17 protein-coding genes are annotated in these 16,110 nt (G+C 65.9%); 12 read left to right on the forward strand and 5 right to left on the reverse strand.

The genetic code is table 11. The features are described from left to right. The first annotated feature begins 2 nt into the window (after positions 1-2). Both DFR67_RS15085 and DFR67_RS15090 read left to right on the forward strand, forming a co-directional pair. Complete coding sequence (locus DFR67_RS15085; protein ID WP_110470311.1) at positions 3-377, forward strand: acyl-CoA thioesterase; 375 nt, start codon at positions 3-5, stop codon at positions 375-377. 117 nt (positions 378-494) lie between these two features. Next, positions 495-773, forward strand: a complete 279-nt coding sequence (locus DFR67_RS15090; RefSeq protein WP_146240446.1) for a hypothetical protein — start codon at positions 495-497, stop codon at positions 771-773. Between the two features lie 4 nt (positions 774-777). On the opposite strand, the gene DFR67_RS15095 is transcribed toward DFR67_RS15090, so the two are convergent. The 4 genes from DFR67_RS15095 to DFR67_RS15110 all read right to left on the reverse strand — a co-directional run bounded on the left by DFR67_RS15095 (position 778) and on the right by DFR67_RS15110 (position 5,645). Then, entirely contained in the window at positions 778-1,680 is a 903-nt protein-coding gene (locus DFR67_RS15095) for a LysR family transcriptional regulator (RefSeq protein WP_110470313.1), read from the reverse strand. A gap of 14 nt (positions 1,681-1,694) precedes the next feature. Next, on the reverse strand, positions 1,695-3,794 hold the full coding sequence (locus DFR67_RS15100) for a heavy metal translocating P-type ATPase (RefSeq protein WP_245937977.1): 2,100 nt from the start codon (positions 3,792-3,794) through the stop codon (positions 1,695-1,697). Positions 3,795-3,900: 106 nt separating this feature from the next. After that, entirely contained in the window at positions 3,901-4,182 is a 282-nt protein-coding gene (locus DFR67_RS15105; protein ID WP_110470315.1) for a DUF1490 family protein, read from the reverse strand. Between the two features lie 140 nt (positions 4,183-4,322). Then, positions 4,323-5,645, reverse strand: a complete 1,323-nt coding sequence (locus tag DFR67_RS15110) for a cytochrome P450 (RefSeq protein ID WP_110470425.1) — start codon at positions 5,643-5,645, stop codon at positions 4,323-4,325. A gap of 170 nt (positions 5,646-5,815) precedes the next feature. Here DFR67_RS15110 and DFR67_RS15115 point away from each other — a divergent pair, with 170 nt between their 5' ends. From DFR67_RS15115 to DFR67_RS15160, 10 genes are all read left to right on the forward strand, one after another. Further along, positions 5,816-6,433 carry a TetR/AcrR family transcriptional regulator gene (locus DFR67_RS15115; RefSeq protein WP_110470316.1) on the forward strand — a complete coding sequence of 206 codons (618 nt, stop codon included), beginning with the start codon at positions 5,816-5,818 and terminating at the stop codon, positions 6,431-6,433. 68 nt (positions 6,434-6,501) lie between these two features. Then, positions 6,502-7,098 (forward strand): class I SAM-dependent methyltransferase, encoded by a 597-nt coding sequence (locus DFR67_RS15120; protein WP_110470426.1) that lies wholly within the window; start codon positions 6,502-6,504, stop codon positions 7,096-7,098. A gap of 88 nt (positions 7,099-7,186) precedes the next feature. Beyond that, positions 7,187-8,797 carry an MFS transporter gene (locus tag DFR67_RS15125; RefSeq protein WP_281268341.1) on the forward strand — a complete coding sequence of 537 codons (1,611 nt, stop codon included), beginning with the start codon at positions 7,187-7,189 and terminating at the stop codon, positions 8,795-8,797. Between the two features lie 67 nt (positions 8,798-8,864). Further along, the gene (locus DFR67_RS15130) at positions 8,865-9,833 is read left to right on the forward strand and encodes an EamA family transporter (RefSeq protein ID WP_110470317.1); all 969 of its coding nucleotides are present in this window, start codon (positions 8,865-8,867) and stop codon (positions 9,831-9,833) included. Continuing rightward, positions 9,830-10,714 carry an SDR family oxidoreductase gene (locus DFR67_RS15135; protein ID WP_110470318.1) on the forward strand — a complete coding sequence of 295 codons (885 nt, stop codon included), beginning with the start codon at positions 9,830-9,832 and terminating at the stop codon, positions 10,712-10,714. The genes DFR67_RS15130 and DFR67_RS15135 overlap by 4 nt, the downstream gene beginning before the upstream one ends. Before the next feature lie 64 nt (positions 10,715-10,778). Further along, a complete protein-coding gene (locus DFR67_RS15140; protein ID WP_110470428.1) occupies positions 10,779-12,047 on the forward strand; it encodes a Mur ligase family protein in 1,269 nt (422 codons plus the stop codon). Between the two features lie 3 nt (positions 12,048-12,050). After that, positions 12,051-12,776 carry a type 1 glutamine amidotransferase gene (locus tag DFR67_RS15145; RefSeq protein ID WP_110470319.1) on the forward strand — a complete coding sequence of 242 codons (726 nt, stop codon included), beginning with the start codon at positions 12,051-12,053 and terminating at the stop codon, positions 12,774-12,776. 6 nt (positions 12,777-12,782) lie between these two features. Further along, the gene (locus DFR67_RS15150) at positions 12,783-13,349 is read left to right on the forward strand and encodes a hypothetical protein (RefSeq protein WP_146240447.1); all 567 of its coding nucleotides are present in this window, start codon (positions 12,783-12,785) and stop codon (positions 13,347-13,349) included. Continuing rightward, on the forward strand, positions 13,350-13,889 hold the full coding sequence (locus tag DFR67_RS15155) for a hypothetical protein (RefSeq protein WP_110470321.1): 540 nt from the start codon (positions 13,350-13,352) through the stop codon (positions 13,887-13,889). Positions 13,890-13,926: 37 nt separating this feature from the next. Further along, entirely contained in the window at positions 13,927-14,589 is a 663-nt protein-coding gene (locus DFR67_RS15160) for a phosphoribosyltransferase (protein WP_245937966.1), read from the forward strand. Between the two features lie 143 nt (positions 14,590-14,732). On the opposite strand, the gene DFR67_RS15165 is transcribed toward DFR67_RS15160, so the two are convergent. Continuing rightward, positions 14,733-16,016 (reverse strand): HNH endonuclease signature motif containing protein, encoded by a 1,284-nt coding sequence (locus DFR67_RS15165; protein WP_245937967.1) that lies wholly within the window; start codon positions 16,014-16,016, stop codon positions 14,733-14,735. Positions 16,017-16,110 lie beyond the last annotated feature (94 nt).

Below are 16,110 nucleotides of genomic sequence, written 5' to 3' on the forward strand. Positions count from 1 at the left end.
TGATGACAGACCCGAGCTGGTCGGCCACGGTTCGTTACGCCGAGGCCGACCAGCAGGGTGTGGTCTTCAACGCGCACTATCTGCTCTACTGCGACGAAGCCATGGGCGCGTTCTGTTCTCAGCACGACATTCTCGAGTTCGCCGAACTGGTCCGGCTCAAGACCTCGACCCTCACCTGGCACGCGCCGGCGCGCTGGGGCGACGTCATCGACGTCTACACCTCGGTCACCGGACTCGGTCGCACCAGTATCACCGTGAAGTTCGACCTACGGGTCGGCGAGAGGTCCTGCTGCACTGTGGACACGGTCTACGTGTACGCCGACGTCGCCGGGCAGCCGCAACCCATTCCGGACACCGTAAGACAAGTTCTGTTGTGAGGCAACGACACTCGGTGAGTCCGAGATCACAACACCTGGTGTGATGTGTTCATTCTGTTCATGCCGATCGACGCTGGAACCAGCTTGCGCCTCCCCGGCATGAAATACACTCATGACGTGAAGCGTCAAGTGAATGCCACTCTGTCGGCAGGGGCTCTGTCGGCAGGAGCTCCGACAGGCATGCGTCCCGACTCCAACGCCGTCCAGGCCAAGTACTTCGTCGAACAGCTCGAGTCGTGGGCAAGCAAGATCGAACATGAGATCGCCGGACGCCGGACCGCCGATGCGGTCAGCCACGCCAAACGACGCGAACTGTACGAGGTGCGCCGCCAGATCGACGCGCTGCACGCACGCTACCCGTTGGTCTTCGGTATGAACGCCCGGCAGACCCGGTAGCCCATCAGTCTGCGGCCGCGTCGACCGCGGACGCTTCAGAGATCAACTCGCTCAGCAACTGCCGTATCGACGCCCGCTCGGTGGACCCCGGCCGACTCAGCCCCTCGTACACCCGGGCCGCGCGGACCCCGGTGAGCACCAGGCGGTGCACGTCGGGGTCGCGGACAGAGAACCGCGGCATGAGAGCAATACCGTGGTTGCGGGCCACCATCGCTTCGATTGCACGAAAGTCGTTGATGCGGTGCGCTACCCGAGGTTGGACGCCGGTCACCGCAGCCAGTGACAGCAGCACGTCGTCCACCGGGAAGCCGCCCCGCACGCTGATCCAGTCCTCATCCTCGAGTTCGCCGAGTGTCACCTCGGCGCGGCTTGCCAACCGATGCCCGGTCCCGACCACCAGATCGATCGGTTCGCGCATCACCGGGGTGACCACCACCCGCGCGTCGACCACCTGCGGTGCCCGCTCATCGCGATGGGTGAGCACCACGTCGAAGTCTGCCAACAACGCCGGGGCGTCCGAGTACTTGACGTCCTCATCGGCCACCACCAGTCGAATCCCCAAGTCGCTCATGCGATCGAGTACGCCGGGCAGCAACACCGCCGCACCCGACGGGAACATGGCCAGCCGTACCGACCCCACCACATCGTCGCGATACGACGCCATCTCCGAGTCTGCCCGCGCGACGGCGGCGATCACCTCATCGGCACGCAGCACCAGCGCCCGACCCGCATCCGTGAGGCGGACCCGTCGACCGTCCTGCTCCAGCAGGTCGATCCCGGCCTCACGACTGAGGACCTTCAGTTGCTGCGACACCGCCGACGGCGTCATGTTCATCGCCTCCGCGACACCGCCCACCGTCCCGCGGTCGGCGAACTCTCGGAGAATGCGAAGCCGCTGCACATCCATCGACCACAAGCCCGTCAGGCCAGCTGGTACCGGATGAGCCGAGAGGAGTTACCGACCACCGCCACCGAGGACGCGTTGTGCAGCACGGCAGCGAGGACCGGTGAGAGCGCACCGCCCGCACCGATGACGAGTCCGATCGCGTTGACCGCGATGGACATGGCGTAGTTCTGCCTGATCACGTCCAGCGCATGCCCGCCGAGGTCACGCAGTTCGAGCAACCGCCCGAGTTCGTCGCCCGAGAGCGCCACATCGGCCGTCTCGACCGCGACATCGGTACCTGCCAGACCCATCGCGATACCGATGTCTGCGGCAGCGAGGGCAGGCGCGTCATTGGTCCCGTCGCCGACCATGGCCACGGTGTATCCCTCGTCCTGCAGCGAGCGCACGACTGCGAGCTTGTCGTCGGGCAGGACCTGGGCGCGCCATTCGTCGATCCCCAGTTCGGTCGCCACCGCTGCCGCAGTGCGCGGGTGATCGCCGGTGATCATCACGATCCGTTTGACACCCGAGACACGAAGCTGGGCAATAATATCGGCGGCTTCAGGGCGGACCTCGTCGCGCAGACTGACCAACCCGGTGAGAACACCGTCGACGGCGAGCAGCAGCGGCGTCTCGGCCTGCCGCTGCAAGCGGTCGACCCAGGCCATCGCATCCTCGGTGATCTCGACGTTCTCCGATTCGAGCAACGGCACGTTGCCCAGCAGCAGAGTTTTCCCGCCGGCCGTGGTCCGCATACCCATACCCACGAGGACCTCACACTCCTCGTGCGCGGGAATCTCGATGTGTCGCTCCTCGGTACTGCGGATCACCGCTTCGGCGAGGGGATGCCTGGAATGTATCTCCGAACTCGCGGCGAACGCGAGTACCTGCTCCGGCTCCCAACCATCTTGAAAGGCAACCACGTTGGTGACGATCGGACGACCGACAGTGAGCGTTCCCGTCTTGTCGAACACGATGGCATCCACTCGGCCGGCCTCTTCGAGGTGCGAGCCGCCCTTGATGAGCATGCCGCGCCGAGCGCCGTTCCCGATGGCCGCACTGATGGCGGTCGGGGTCGACAGACCCACCGCGCACGGGCAGGCCACCAGCAACATCGTCATCGCGCGCCGTACGTCGCGGGTGATGAGCAGCGTCAGCGCCGACAGTGCGAACGACGCAGGCACGAACCTGCGCGAAAAGTTCTCTCCGACGGTCTGGATCTGACCGCGATCCTGTTGCGCCTGTTCGACTCTGGTGATGATACGGCCCAACGCGGTCTCGTGGCCCACCGCACTGGCACGGACGACGACACGCCCCCGGAGCACCACCGAACCCGCGAACGCCCGGTCGCCGACCGCCAGGTTGACGGGCAGGTTCTCACCGGTGATGGCCGACTGGTCGACCACCGCGTCACCGTCACAGATGATCCCGTCCACGGGGATCGCCACCTGCTCGTGCACGATGACCTCGTCACCGGTGTGCAGCGATGCGATGTCCATCGACACCTCGGTGCCGTCGGCTGCGCGCACCCACGCGGTGTCCTGAGTTCCTGCGAGCAGGGCAGAGATCGCTCGCCTGGTCCGGCGCAGCGTCAGGTCCTGGAGGTACTCACCGATGTTCAGCAGCCACAGCACCGTCAGCGCCACAACGTTTTCCCGCAAGAGGAGACTTGCGGCGGTCGCCGCGGACACCAGGGCGTCCGTACCGGCGGCCTTGCGGCCTCCCAACGATCGCAGCGCACCCTTGAGAAACGGATATCCCGTGAAGATCGTGACACCGCTGGCCACGACCCGACTGGTGGGTCCGAGCATGGGTGGTCGCGCGAATCCGTATCGCCGAATGCCCAGCAGTACCAACGCAGTTCCACCCACGGCCATACGCAGGATGTCGGCGTTGTTCACGTCCGCGGAATGCGGGCTACGAGCAGGGACCGCAGCAGCCGAGACCTCTGATCCGGAGTGGAGCGCCTCGGCGATTTCGGAGCGATCGACGCGGCCGGGCGAATACCAGACCACAACACTGCCGGTCCGCGGATAGGCGTGCACGGCACGGACGCCACGCACCGCCCCGATGGCGTCCTCGATCGCGACGGCCCGGCCTGGGCTTGCGATCAGCCACCGGACGACGAGCCTCATCCGCCCGCCGGCATCGGACCTCAGTTCGACCGAATCATCCCTGCCGGGAACCGCCTTCAAAGAGGCACGGGCAGCGGTGGGAGCCTCGTTCGCGACGGCTGTCATCTCAGTGTTCGTGATCGTGCGCCGGCGTGGCAACAGGCGGCGTCACCTGCTCGCCGATCTTCTCTTTTGCCTCTGCCACCACGTCGGCGGCGGCCAGGCGCGCCGACTCGGCGCCCTCCTCGGCTTTGCGTACTCCGCGTAACGACCAGGCCGTGGCGGTCACTGCCGCCTCGCGCAGGGGCGCACGGCGAACGAGTTCACGGGTCCCGTTGTAGGCGGCAACACCTACGGCACCTGTCACGACCGTTGCTGCCGCCTTGCCCAACAATGCACCGAACACCATGCTGATCGCCTCCGTCGTAGTGCGTGCGTTCCCGCCGCCTCAGTCCATATGCATCGAATACATGCGTTGTCGACTATATAAGACATGAACTCAGATGCGACCACGATTCTAACGGTAATCGTTACCAATAGTCTCGCACGCTAGCGACGCCGGACGACCAGTCGGCCCTTCCGTTTGGGCGAATAGGCCACTCCGCGGCTGTGCCACCGCTCGCTCGGCGCAGCGGTCGGGACCACCTCGAACTCGCGCAGGATGGTGCGCAGAGCCACGTCCATCTCCATGGTGGCGAACGCGGCACCGATGCAGCGACGCGTCCCGCCACCGAACGGCATCCAGGATCCAGACGGTTTCGACCCCAGGAACCGCGTCGGGTCGAAGCGCTCGGGATCCCGGAACTCGGCGCTGTCGTCGTGCAGCAACGAGATGCTCACCAGCACGGTATGACCCTGCGGAATTCGCCACGGCCCGAGCTCGAACACGGTGGCCTGCACGGTGCGGCCCGCGAGGTCGATCACCGGACGGCTGCGTTGCACCTCCAGAATCGTGGCCTGCCGCAGCTCGTCTCCACCCTCATCGACTTCGTGAACGAGGTCGGCGAGGACCCGAGGATGACGACGCAGCCGTTCGAACGCCCAGGCCAGTGTTGTCGCCGTCGTCTCGTGTCCTGCAGCCAACAGGGTGAGCAACTCGTCGGCGATTTCGCCGGTCGTCATCGTCGTGCCGTCGTCATAGGTGCTGCGGAGCATCAGCGCAACGATGTCCGTGCGCGACTCCAGGTTCGGATCGGCCTTCGCGGTGGCGACGAGTTCGGCGATGACGGAGTCGTATTCCCTGCGCCGTGCCAGGAAGCGGTCCCAGGGATTCAGCCTTCCCAGGCGCGCAGGCAGATTCGGCAACGTGGCCAGGCGCGAGCCCAGTTCGACCATCGGCGGGATGAGCCGGCGAAGCGAATCCAGTTGTGCCCCATCGGCACCGAAGACAGCGCGCAGGATCGCATTCAGTGTGATCCGCATCATCGGGTCGAGGCTCTCGAACTCACGGCCCTCCGGCCACGACGCGGACTCGCGGAGCACCTCTTCCTCGATGATGCGTTCATAGCTCTTCACGCTCTTGCCGTGCAGAGGAGGAGTCAGCAACTTGCGCCGCCTGCGGTGCTCGTCACCCTCGAGCGAGAACATCGAGCGCTCACCGAGAATGCGACCGAGGTTGGGCTGCACGTTGCTCAGAACTCCGGCGGGGGTGGTGAACACCTGTTTGGCCAGCTTCGGGTCGGATACCGCGACCGTTCGGCCGAATACCGGTACGTCGAGTGAGAAGACCGGGCCGTACCGGCGCGACAGTGCCGCCATCGTCTGCCTGCGGGCGGCGACGAACGCCACGCCCTGGACCGCGCGGGGCAAGGTCGGCCCCGGCGGCACACCTGCCTCTGTCACCCCTGAACTCGTGTGATGAACTGCGCACATATCGGTGTACTCCTGCCCCGCCAGTAGGTCGACGAGATCTCCGTTCGGCATCGTGTCCGCCGAATCGTCGAGTTCCGCTTCGCTTCATCTTCGAATGCGGTACTTCGTCGTACCACGAGACGGTACGCCCCAGTACCACCAGCAGACAAGGGCCAGTACGCTGTAGCGCGATGACCGCCGCGCCGACCACCCGTGCAGGTTCGCCGCCCGAGCAGGGCGGCGAACCATCTCACCGCGCGCGATTGCTGGACGCCCTGGGAGCATCGATCGAAGAGCGGGGATACCGGGCGACGACCGTCGCGGACATCGTTCGCATGGCCCGCACGTCCCGCCGCACCTTCTATCAGGAGTTCGCCACCAAGGAGGCGTGCTTCATCGAGCTGTTGCAGACCGCGAACACGGACATGATCGGCGACATCGTCGCGGCCGTCGACCCAGACTCCCCCTGGCGCTCCCAGATCCGGCAGGCCATCGAGGCCTACGTGCGATCCATCGAAGCGCGGCCGGCTCTGACCCTCAGTTGGATCCGTGAGCTCCCCGCCCTCGGCCCGGCCGCTCGTCCGGTGCAGCGCCGGGCGATGGAGGACTTCATCCAGACCCTGATCGCCCTGACCGACACCGACCACATGCACGCTGCGGGGATCTCGACGATTTCACGATCCCTGGCGCTGCTGATGTTGGGCGGCTTGCGCGAATTGACCGCTGTCGCAGTCGAGGACGGACAGCCGGTGTCCGACACGACCGAGACCATGGTCGACGCCTGTGTTGCCCTCCTCCTCCCGCGCTGACTGCCATAGACTTGCCGTTTCGGCATGAAAGCTTGCCGGACTCGGTGCGGTTCGGACAGGCTGTGACCATGGACCAAAAATTCTGGGATGAGCGTTACCTCGAGACCGAGCAGATCTGGAGCAACAACCCCAATCCGGTGTTGCTCGAACACGCCAGCACCTTGACCCCGGGGCGAGCACTCGACCTCGGTTGCGGCGAAGGCGCAGACGCACGCTGGCTCGCCGGACGTGGCTGGCAGGTGACCGCCGTCGACATCTCGCCGGTGGCGATCGACCGGGCCCGCGCCCTGGGCGATGAGCCGGCGATCACCTGGCAACAGGCCGACGTCGTCGTCGCCGCGCCGACGCCACGCGCCTTCGATCTCGTGTCCCTGCAGTACTTCACCATCCTCAAAACCCCGGGAGACGAAGGCGTCCGCGGAATCATCGACGCCGTGGCCGTGGGTGGCACCCTGCTCTCGGTCTTCCACGAGATACCCGACAATCCGCCCGAGCACTGGCACGACCTCAACCCGCACGACTTCTACCAGCCGCATGACATCGGCACACTTCTCGGCGACGACTGGCGCATCGACATCGATCAGACCCAGAGCCGCACCACCGCACCCCCCGAAGGTTCTCACCACACCCATGACACGGTGCTGCTGGCGGTTCGACTGTCCTGACGCGGTCAAAGATCATCCGAATCGAGTGAGAGCACGCTGATCAAACGAGACTAGGGTCGCCGTAACCGGTCGAAGAGGGGCACCCGCGGTGGCGACGAAAACAGGTTCGGGACTGGTACTGGCAGTGCTGGCATCGGGGCAATTCCTGATGACCCTCGACAGTTCGGTCATGAACGTGTCCATGGCGACCGTGGCCGAAGACGTCGGCACCACCATCACCGGAATCCAGACCGCCATCACGCTCTACACCCTCGTGATGGCGAGCCTGATGATCACCGGCAGCAAGATCGGCACCATGCTCGGCCGGCGTCGAGCCTTTGCCATCGGCCTGGTGATCTACGGCGTCGGCTCGACGGTCACCGCCCTCGCCCCGAATCTGACCGTGCTCCTCATCGGCTGGTCGCTGCTCGAAGGCATCGGCGCAGCGCTCATCATGCCGGCGATCGTCGCCTTGGTGGCAGCCAACTTCCCCGCCGACCGCCGCGCCGGTGCGTACGGCTTGGTGGCTGCCGCCGGCGCGATGGCCGTGGCGGTGGGGCCACTGCTCGGCGGAGCGGTCACCACCTTTGCCTCCTGGCGCTACGTCTTCGTCGGCGAGGTGGTGCTCGTCGCCCTGATACTGCTGGTGCTCCGCAAGATCAATGACGTACCGCCCGTGAGCATCCGGCTCGACATAGTCGGGTCGGCACTGTCTGTGGTCGGGCTGGGAATGTTCGTCTACGGCGTGTTGCGATCGAGCGAATGGGGGTGGGTGCAGGCCAAGCCCGGCGGTACCGAAGTGTTCGGCCTGTCGCCGGTGGTCTGGCTCCTCATGGGAGGCCTTCTCGTCATCTACGGCTTCCTGCGCTGGGAAACTTATCTCGCCAAGGCCGGGGGTGAACCACTGATCGATCCGGCGATGCTCCGCAACCGCCAGCTGACCGGAGGGCTGTCGATGTTTTTCGCGCAGTTCCTGGTTCAGGCAGGCGTGTTCTTCGCGGTACCGCTCTTCCTGTCGGTGGTGCTGGAATTGAGCGCCCTGCAGACCGGACTCCGGATCCTGCCGCTGTCCATCGCCCTGATCCTCGCGGCGATCGGTATCCCAAAGATCCGGCCGCTGGCCAACCCGCGCCGGGTCATCCGCATCGGACTGACATCGATGATCGTCGGAATCCTGATCCTGGTCGCGGGCATGGACCCGGGCGCCAACGCCGGCGTCGTCATGATCCCCATGCTTTTCATGGGATTCGGACTCGGCGCCCTGTCCTCACAACTGGGTGCGGTGACGGTGTCCGCCGTCCCTGACTCGCAGAGTGCCGAAGTCGGCGGCCTGCAGAACACCGCAACCAATTTGGGGGCCTCGCTGGGCACAGCACTGATCGGCTCCATCCTCATCGCGACGCTCACGACCTCAGCGGTCACCGGTCTCGCCGAGAACCCGAACGTTCCGGCAACGGTCGCCGAACAGGCAACCACCGACCTCGCGTCGGGCGTGCCGTTCGTGTCGGACAGCCAGCTGCAAGAGTCCCTCGCCGACGCCGGCGTGCCCGCGGACACTGCCTCAGCGGTTCTCGACGTCAACTCCGACGCACGTCTGGAAGCGCTACGGGCCGCGTTCGCGCTCGCCGGATTGCTTGCCATCGCCGCGCTGTTCGCCACCGGGCGCATCCCTCGCACCCCGGCAGGCACGCCGGTTGAGACCGCAAAGGCAACCATGTAGCTGAACTACATGGTTGGTGCAGTTTATATAGATTGAACTGAACGTTTTCAGCGGCTAGACATTGACCATGAGCACTCGCGACCGCATGCTGGGCCTCACCGTCGTGGTGCTGTGGGGCCTGAACTTCCTGGCCATCCACGCCGGCCTGGAACACTTCCCACCGCTGTTCTTCGCAGCGCTGCGTTTCGCGATCATGGCGATCCCGGTCATCCTGTTCGTGCCGCGTCCCAACGTTCCGCTCAAGTGGTTCCTGTTGTACGGAATCGGTTTCGGCACCATCCAATTCGCATTTCTGTTTCTCGCCATGGACAACGGGATGCCGACCGGGCTGGCCTCACTGGTGCTGCAATCGTCGGCGCCCTTCACCGTGCTCCTCTGCGTCGTCCTGCTCCGCGAGAAGCTCAGCGCCCGCCAGATCATCGGGATCACCGTGGCGGTCGGGGGCATGGCGATCATCGGCATCGATCGCGCCGCCCACGGCGCCACCGCGGCTGTGTTGCCCGTCATGCTCACGCTGATCGCGGGACTGGGATGGGCTTTCGGCAACATCGGGTCCCGGCTCGCGCGACCCGACAACGCCCTGCACATGACCCTGTGGATGTGTGTTGTCCCGGTGCTGCCGCTCTACGCACTGAGCCTGGCCGTGGAAGGTCCGCGAGCAGGCTGGGACGCGATGGCAAGCGTCGGCTCCCACTCGGGGCTCGTCGCGCTGGGTGGGCTCGCCTATGTCGTGCTGCTCGGCACCATCGTCGGATCGGGACTGTGGACGTATCTCATGTCTCGGTACCCCGCGTCCAAGGTCGCCCCGTTCTCGTTGCTCGTACCCATCGTCGGCCTCACCGCGGCATGGGCGTTTCTCGGTGAGACACCGACCGGCTGGGAACTGATCGGCGGCGCCGTGGTGATCCTCGGTTGCTTCGCGGGCCTGAGCGCAAAGCGAGCCGCTGCGGCCCCCGACACACCGGAGGAACCGGAACCAGTGGCTCAGGAAGGAGCGGCGGGGGTCGACCGCGTCGTGCTTCAATCACGGCTATGACTCCCCCAGCCGACGACAGTGGCTCAGGCGTGTACGTCGTGACAGGCTCCGCGTCCGGAATGGGAAAGGAGGTCGCCGCAAAGCTCACAGCAGCAGGTCATCGCGTCATCGGGGTCGATCTCAGGGACGCGGACGTGATCGCCGACCTGTCGACGCCCGCAGGCCGCCAGAGCGCTGTCGCAGCGGTGCTGACCGCCGCCTCGGGACCGCTCACCGGAGCGATACTGGCCGCTGGTCTGGGGCCAGGGGAAGGCAGGAACCGTTCTCGGCTGATCACCGAAGTCAACTATTTCGGTGTCGTCGAACTACTCGAGGGCTGGCGCACCTCCCTGGCGGCCGCACAGGATGCGAAGGTGGTCGTCTTCTCCAGCAACTCCACCACCACCGTGCCTGCTGTCCCACGGCGGACGATCAACGCCCTCCTCGCCGGCGACACCGACCGAGCCCTCCGGTCGCTGCGGATGTACGGGCGGGTGGGGCCGGTCATGGCGTATGCGGCATCGAAGATCGCAGTGAGCCACTGGGTACGCCGGCAGGCGACGTCACCCAAGTGGGCGGGTGCAGGTATCCGGCTCAACGCCCTGGCGCCGGGAGCAATCCTCACGCCGCTGTTGGAAGAGCAACTCGCCTCACCGACGGAGTCCGGGGCCGTCCAGCGTTTCCCGGTGCCGATCGGCGGATTCGGCGAACCGGGCAAGCTCGCGGACTGGGCCGTGTTCATGCTCTCCGACGCTGCCGATTTCCTCTGCGGAAGTGTCATCTTCGTCGATGGTGGATCCGACGCATACTTTCGGGCCGGCGACTGGCCTCGCGCGGTACCGCTGTATCGAGCACTGCCCTACCTGGTCCGTTTCTGGCGCTTCGGCCGCAGGTCCAGGTAGTGCCGTAGCGATTGGCAGCGATGCCGACATGGCTCACACAGCGATTTATGACAAACTCGCTGCCATGCCCGACGAGGACCGCAAGAGCTCCAGCCGACTCCCGATCCGGGCCCGACTCGCACTGCGGGCCGCCGCCTCCGCACGCTGGGCGTCGCAGAAAACCGGCCGCGGCAAGGGCTCGATGATCGGCGGCCTGATCGCGCTGAAGATCGATCCGCAGCTGCTCGGCACCCTGGCGCGCAACAAACGCACCGTGATCATCACCGGCACCAACGGCAAGTCGACGACGACCCGCATGACGGCCGCCGCCCTCGCCCAGCTCGGCGACGTCGCAAGCCAGGCAGACGGCGCGAACATGGACGCCGGGATCGTCGCAGCGCTGTCGTTGAACCGTCCGGCCAGGATCGCCGCTCTCGAGGTCGACGAACTGCACGTGCCCCACGTGGCGGACGCAACCGACCCGCAGGCGTTTGTGCTGCTGAACCTCTCCCGGGATCAGCTCGACCGTGTCGGCGAGATCAACATGATCGAACGGCGGCTACGCGAGGGCATCACCAAGCATCCGAACGCCGCGGTCATCGCCAACTGTGACGACGTGCTCATCACCTCCGCCGCCTACGACGCCCCGAATGCCATCTGGGTGGCTGCCGGCGCCGGGTGGGCGGGTGACTCGGTCAGTTGTCCGCGATCGGGAGAACCGATCCTGCGCGACGGCGACCACTGGTACTCGACCGGAGCGGACTTCAAGCGGCCGGAGCCCGTCTGGTGGTTCGACGACACCCACGTCTACGGTCCCGAGGGGTTCAGTCACCCGATGGAACTCGCTGTCCCGGGCAAAGCCAACCGCGGCAATGCCACCCAGGCGATCGCCGCTGCTGTGGCGATGGGCGCCGATCCCGCGAAGGCGACCATCGCGGTCGGCACCGTCGGCGAGGTCGCCGGGCGTTACAGCGTCCAGCAGATCGGGCAACACCGGGTCCGGATGTTGCTGGCCAAGAATCCCGCCGGCTGGCAGGAAGCGATGGCGATGATCGATCAGGACGCCGACGGCCTGGTGATCGCCGTGAACGGGCAGGTTCCCGACGGCGAGGACCTCTCGTGGCTGTGGGACGTCAGGTTCGAGGCCTTCGAGAGCATGCAGGTAGTTGCCGCCGGGGAACGCGCCACCGATCTCGGGGTGCGGCTGCTCTACGCCGGTGCCGAACACACCACCATCGCCGATCCGATGGCCGCGATCGCGTCGTGCCCGCCGGGTCGGGTGGAGGTGCTGGCGAACTACACGGCCTTCCGTGACCTGGGGACCGCGTTGGCCCGAGCGCAGAAAGGGGTCTGACCGATGACCGAATCGACGCTCCGCATCGGACTCGTCCTGCCCGACGTCATGGGCACCTACGGCGACGGCGGCAACGCCCTCGTCCTGCGTCAGCGCGCACGTATGCGCGGGATCGAGGCCGACATCGTCTCGATCAACCTGACCGACCCGGTGCCCGAGTCCCTCGACGTCTACACCCTGGGCGGCGCCGAGGACTATGCCCAGCGACTGGCCACCCGGCACCTGACCCGCTACCCCGGTCTGCAGCGCGCCGCCGAGGCAGGCAAGCCCGTACTCGCCATCTGCGCCGCGATCCAGGTGCTCGGCCACTGGTACGAGACTTCCGCCGGTGAACGGGTCGAAGGTATTTCGATGCTCGACCTCACCACGGTCCCGCAAGACAAGCGCAGCATCGGCGAACTGATCACCGAGCCGGCCCTGGACTCTGGTCTCACCAAGCCGTTGACCGGATTCGAAAACCACCGGGGCGGAACCACTTTGGGACCCGACGCGCGACCACTGGCCCGCGTCAAACACGGCGTCGGCAACGGAGCCGGCGAGAGGATCGAAGGTGCGGTCCAGGGCTCGGTGATCGGCACCTACCTGCACGGTCCCGCGCTGGCCCGTAACCCCGAGCTGGCCGATCTGTTGCTGGCCCGGGCTCTGGGTGTCGATGAGCTGGACGCTCTGCCACTGGCCGAGGTCGAACTGCTGCGGCGCGAGCGATTGGCCGCAGGGAGGCGTGGCTGAGCGATCATGACCAGTCCTCACCCGTCGAGGCAGCGACCGACGACCCAGCGCGCGGCCCCCAGAGGACCGATCATGTTCGCCCTCGGCCTGATCGTGCTTGCCGTCGTCGTCACCGCCACGTGGGCAATCACCTGGTCGGTGGCCGGAGACGACACCTCGGCTCAGCCCGCATCCAGCGACAGCGCCGATACCGAGCAGGTCGACGCAGTCGCTGCCGCCGTCGAGACGGTCCGCGCCACCACCGAGTCGCTGTACAACTTCACGCCCGACACCGTCGAGGCGACGATCAAAACTGCGCAGGCAACACTGTGCGGCGAAGCTCTCGAGCAATGGAACGAGACCGCGAAAACCCTGCCTGACCTCGTCTACAGCGCCGGCCGGAGTGTCACCTCGAGCAACGCTCACTACGGGGTGGTGCGCACCGATGCAACGGCCACCACGGTTCTGGCGGTCTTCGATCTCGCGGCCAGCGAAGACAACACCACTCCACCTCCCCCCGAGCCGACCGCAATCGAGTTCACGGTCGACAGCACCGCCGTTCCCGTCTGCATCACCACCATGAAAGTCCTGTAGATGGCCATCTCTCCCCCTCCGACCAGGCCCCGGACATCCCGGCGGCGTTTCATCGTGCTGCTGTCGGCCCTCGTCGGAGTCGCCGTCGTCATCGCGCTGACCGCGACCATCGCCGCGCTCACCGTTCCTGACAGCGACAACGACGGCGGCAGCAAGCAGGCCGGCCCTGTTGCCCCCGTCATCACAGACCAGCAGGCAACCGACATCGCGACCACTCTCACTCGCAGCATGTTCGAGATCAACCCCGCCACCGCCGACGCCCAGGTCGCCGCGTTCAAGGCGAACACCTGCGGCGACCTCGCCAAGGACGGGCTCCCCAACCTGGTGTCGTTCACGGACGAGCTCAAGAGCCGGAACCGCAGCGCGACAGTCACGTTTCAGTCGACCGCGGTCGTACCGCACGCACCGCAGGCAGCCGTGGTCCAGGCGATCGTCGCATCCACGTGGCAGTCAGGGGACGCCGTCAACAAAACCCGGGTGATCTACGACGTGATCGTCCAGAATGGTAAGACCTGCGTCACCAGGGCGCAGTTCCTCTAGCCGATGTTCCTCTAGCCGACGTTCCGAGGTGACCGCCGTGAGACTGCGCCGGGATCACGGAGACCGAACCTTCCGGAACCGCGATGAAGCCGGACGAGAACTGGCACGACTACTGGCCGCCCGCCATCCCGAACTGGTGCGGAACCCCGACGTCGTCGTGTTGGGTCTCGCACGTGGCGGTGTGCCGGTTGCGGCGCACATCGCGGCCGCCCTGCACGCTCCCCTGGACGCGTTTGTCATCCGCAAGCTAGGCGTCCCTCGGCGAGAGGAGCTCGCCTTCGGCGCGGTGGCGTCGGGCGGCGAGCCGCTGATCAGCGATCGCACCGTTCGCGACTTCGGACTGACCGCCGACGAGGTGGAGGCAGTCATCGACAAGGAACAGGCTGAACTGCTCCGCCGCGAATCCGCCTACCGCCAGGGCAGACCTCCGACCCCGGTCGACGACAAAATCGTGATCGTCGTCGACGACGGCATGGCAACCGGATCGAGCATGCGGGTCGCTGTGGACAGCATCCGTCAACGTGTCCCACAGCAGATCATCGTCGCGGTCGGCACGGGCCCGACCGGGACCGAGATCCCCGGTGCCGACGAGATCGTTTGCGCCACAACCCCGCCCGACTTCTGGGCCGTCGGCCAGTCGTACGACGACTTCACCCAGGTGACCGACACCGAGGTGCAGAACCTGCTCTCAACGAAGTAGCTTGTCGCCGGACCTTCACACCATGGAGTTTTCAAACATCAAGCCGCACAGGGGTCATCCGGTGCTGCGGTAGTAACTTCGGGCTGCGTCGTCGTGTGTAGTTTCTCGTAAACTTGTGGCGGCCTCGATCGGGCCGGCCGGACTTAGGCGGCGAGTGGTTCGTTGGTCAGTGTGCGTCTGGCGTGGGAGCGGATTGGTTCGGTCTTCCCGGGCGCTATGAACCAGGGGTGGCCGTCGTGGCCGAGGAAGACGGTCCAGCCTTTGTGGTGGATGTAGTTGTGGTGCCTGCGGCACAGCAGGACGGTGTTGGTCAGGCTGGTCTCACCACCGTGACTCCAGAACGTGATGTGATGAGCGTCGGTCCATCCGGCGGGGCACCCGCAGCCGGGGAACGCACAGCCTTTATCTCGGGCGATGAGGGCTTTGCGGATGGCGGGTGTGACGGTCCGGAACTCACGCCCCACCTGCAGGGGCACGGCGTTGTTGTCGAGGAGGATCTTGGTGATCACCGAATCACACGCGGTCATCTGCGCGGTGGGCACCGACACCGGCCCGGTCCATTCAAACGTTGCGGGCGCGGTCGGGACTTTCGCGCCCACGATGCCGTTCATCTGAAACGCCAACAGCTGCTCCGCCGAGACGGTCATCGTCACCCGCGGCTTGACGCCACCTTCGGTGGGCCGGTCGTGGTGGGCGAAGAACACGTCCAGGATCTTTCCGAGGGCTTCGGCGAGACGCTGCGAGGTGCTGCGCGGATCGGGTGACCCATCCGGTTCGGGGACCGGCTTGGCCAGCGGACGCAACGCAGCCGCCAGTTTCTCCCCGAGGGTTTTATCCACGTCGAGCGTGCCGTGGGTGCGGCCATCATCACCGGTCCCGAACGACACCTCGTTCAGCTCATCATTCTCCGCATCCGGCACTTCTTTGTCCGGCGGCGAGAAGGCGATCGCCATCTCGTGGGCGCGTTCTATGACCGCGGCCGGCGTCGAGATACGCGCTTGGGTCAACAACCCACGGACGCAGTCGTCCCGGTCGGACTCCGACAGGTCGGGGTCGCGGCGGTCAATGTGGTGCAGGCCTTTGACGATGGCGTCCACGTGCTCCCCGGACAGGGTCCCGTCCACGGCATACGCAGCCACTGAGGGGATGGATCCGAGGGCGCGACCGACCCGTACGTAGCGGTGCGCAGCGGCCGGTGATACCTGCACCGATTGCAGAAGCTCAGCGGTCGAATCCGCACCCAACGTCTTGGCCACCCCACGCTTGTCGAGATCAGCAGTGAACCGAAACAGCAATGCGTCCAACACATTCTTCGCCCGCAATGCGTAGACCGTTTCCTCCGACAACGCCACGTCGTCGAGCGGTGCGAGCAGCAGTGGATCAGCCGCCATTGTTGATAGGTGTTCGAACAACCCCCGAAAGTTCATGACCTCAATCTACCGCGATTTACGTGTTCGCACAAGTGTTCGAGACGCCTTATTTCACTGTGCTGCAACATCTTTCGCCATGCAAAGCACTATC

This window comes from Williamsia limnetica, from assembly GCF_003217475.1.
Lineage (GTDB): Bacteria > Actinomycetota > Actinomycetes > Mycobacteriales > Mycobacteriaceae > Williamsia > Williamsia limnetica.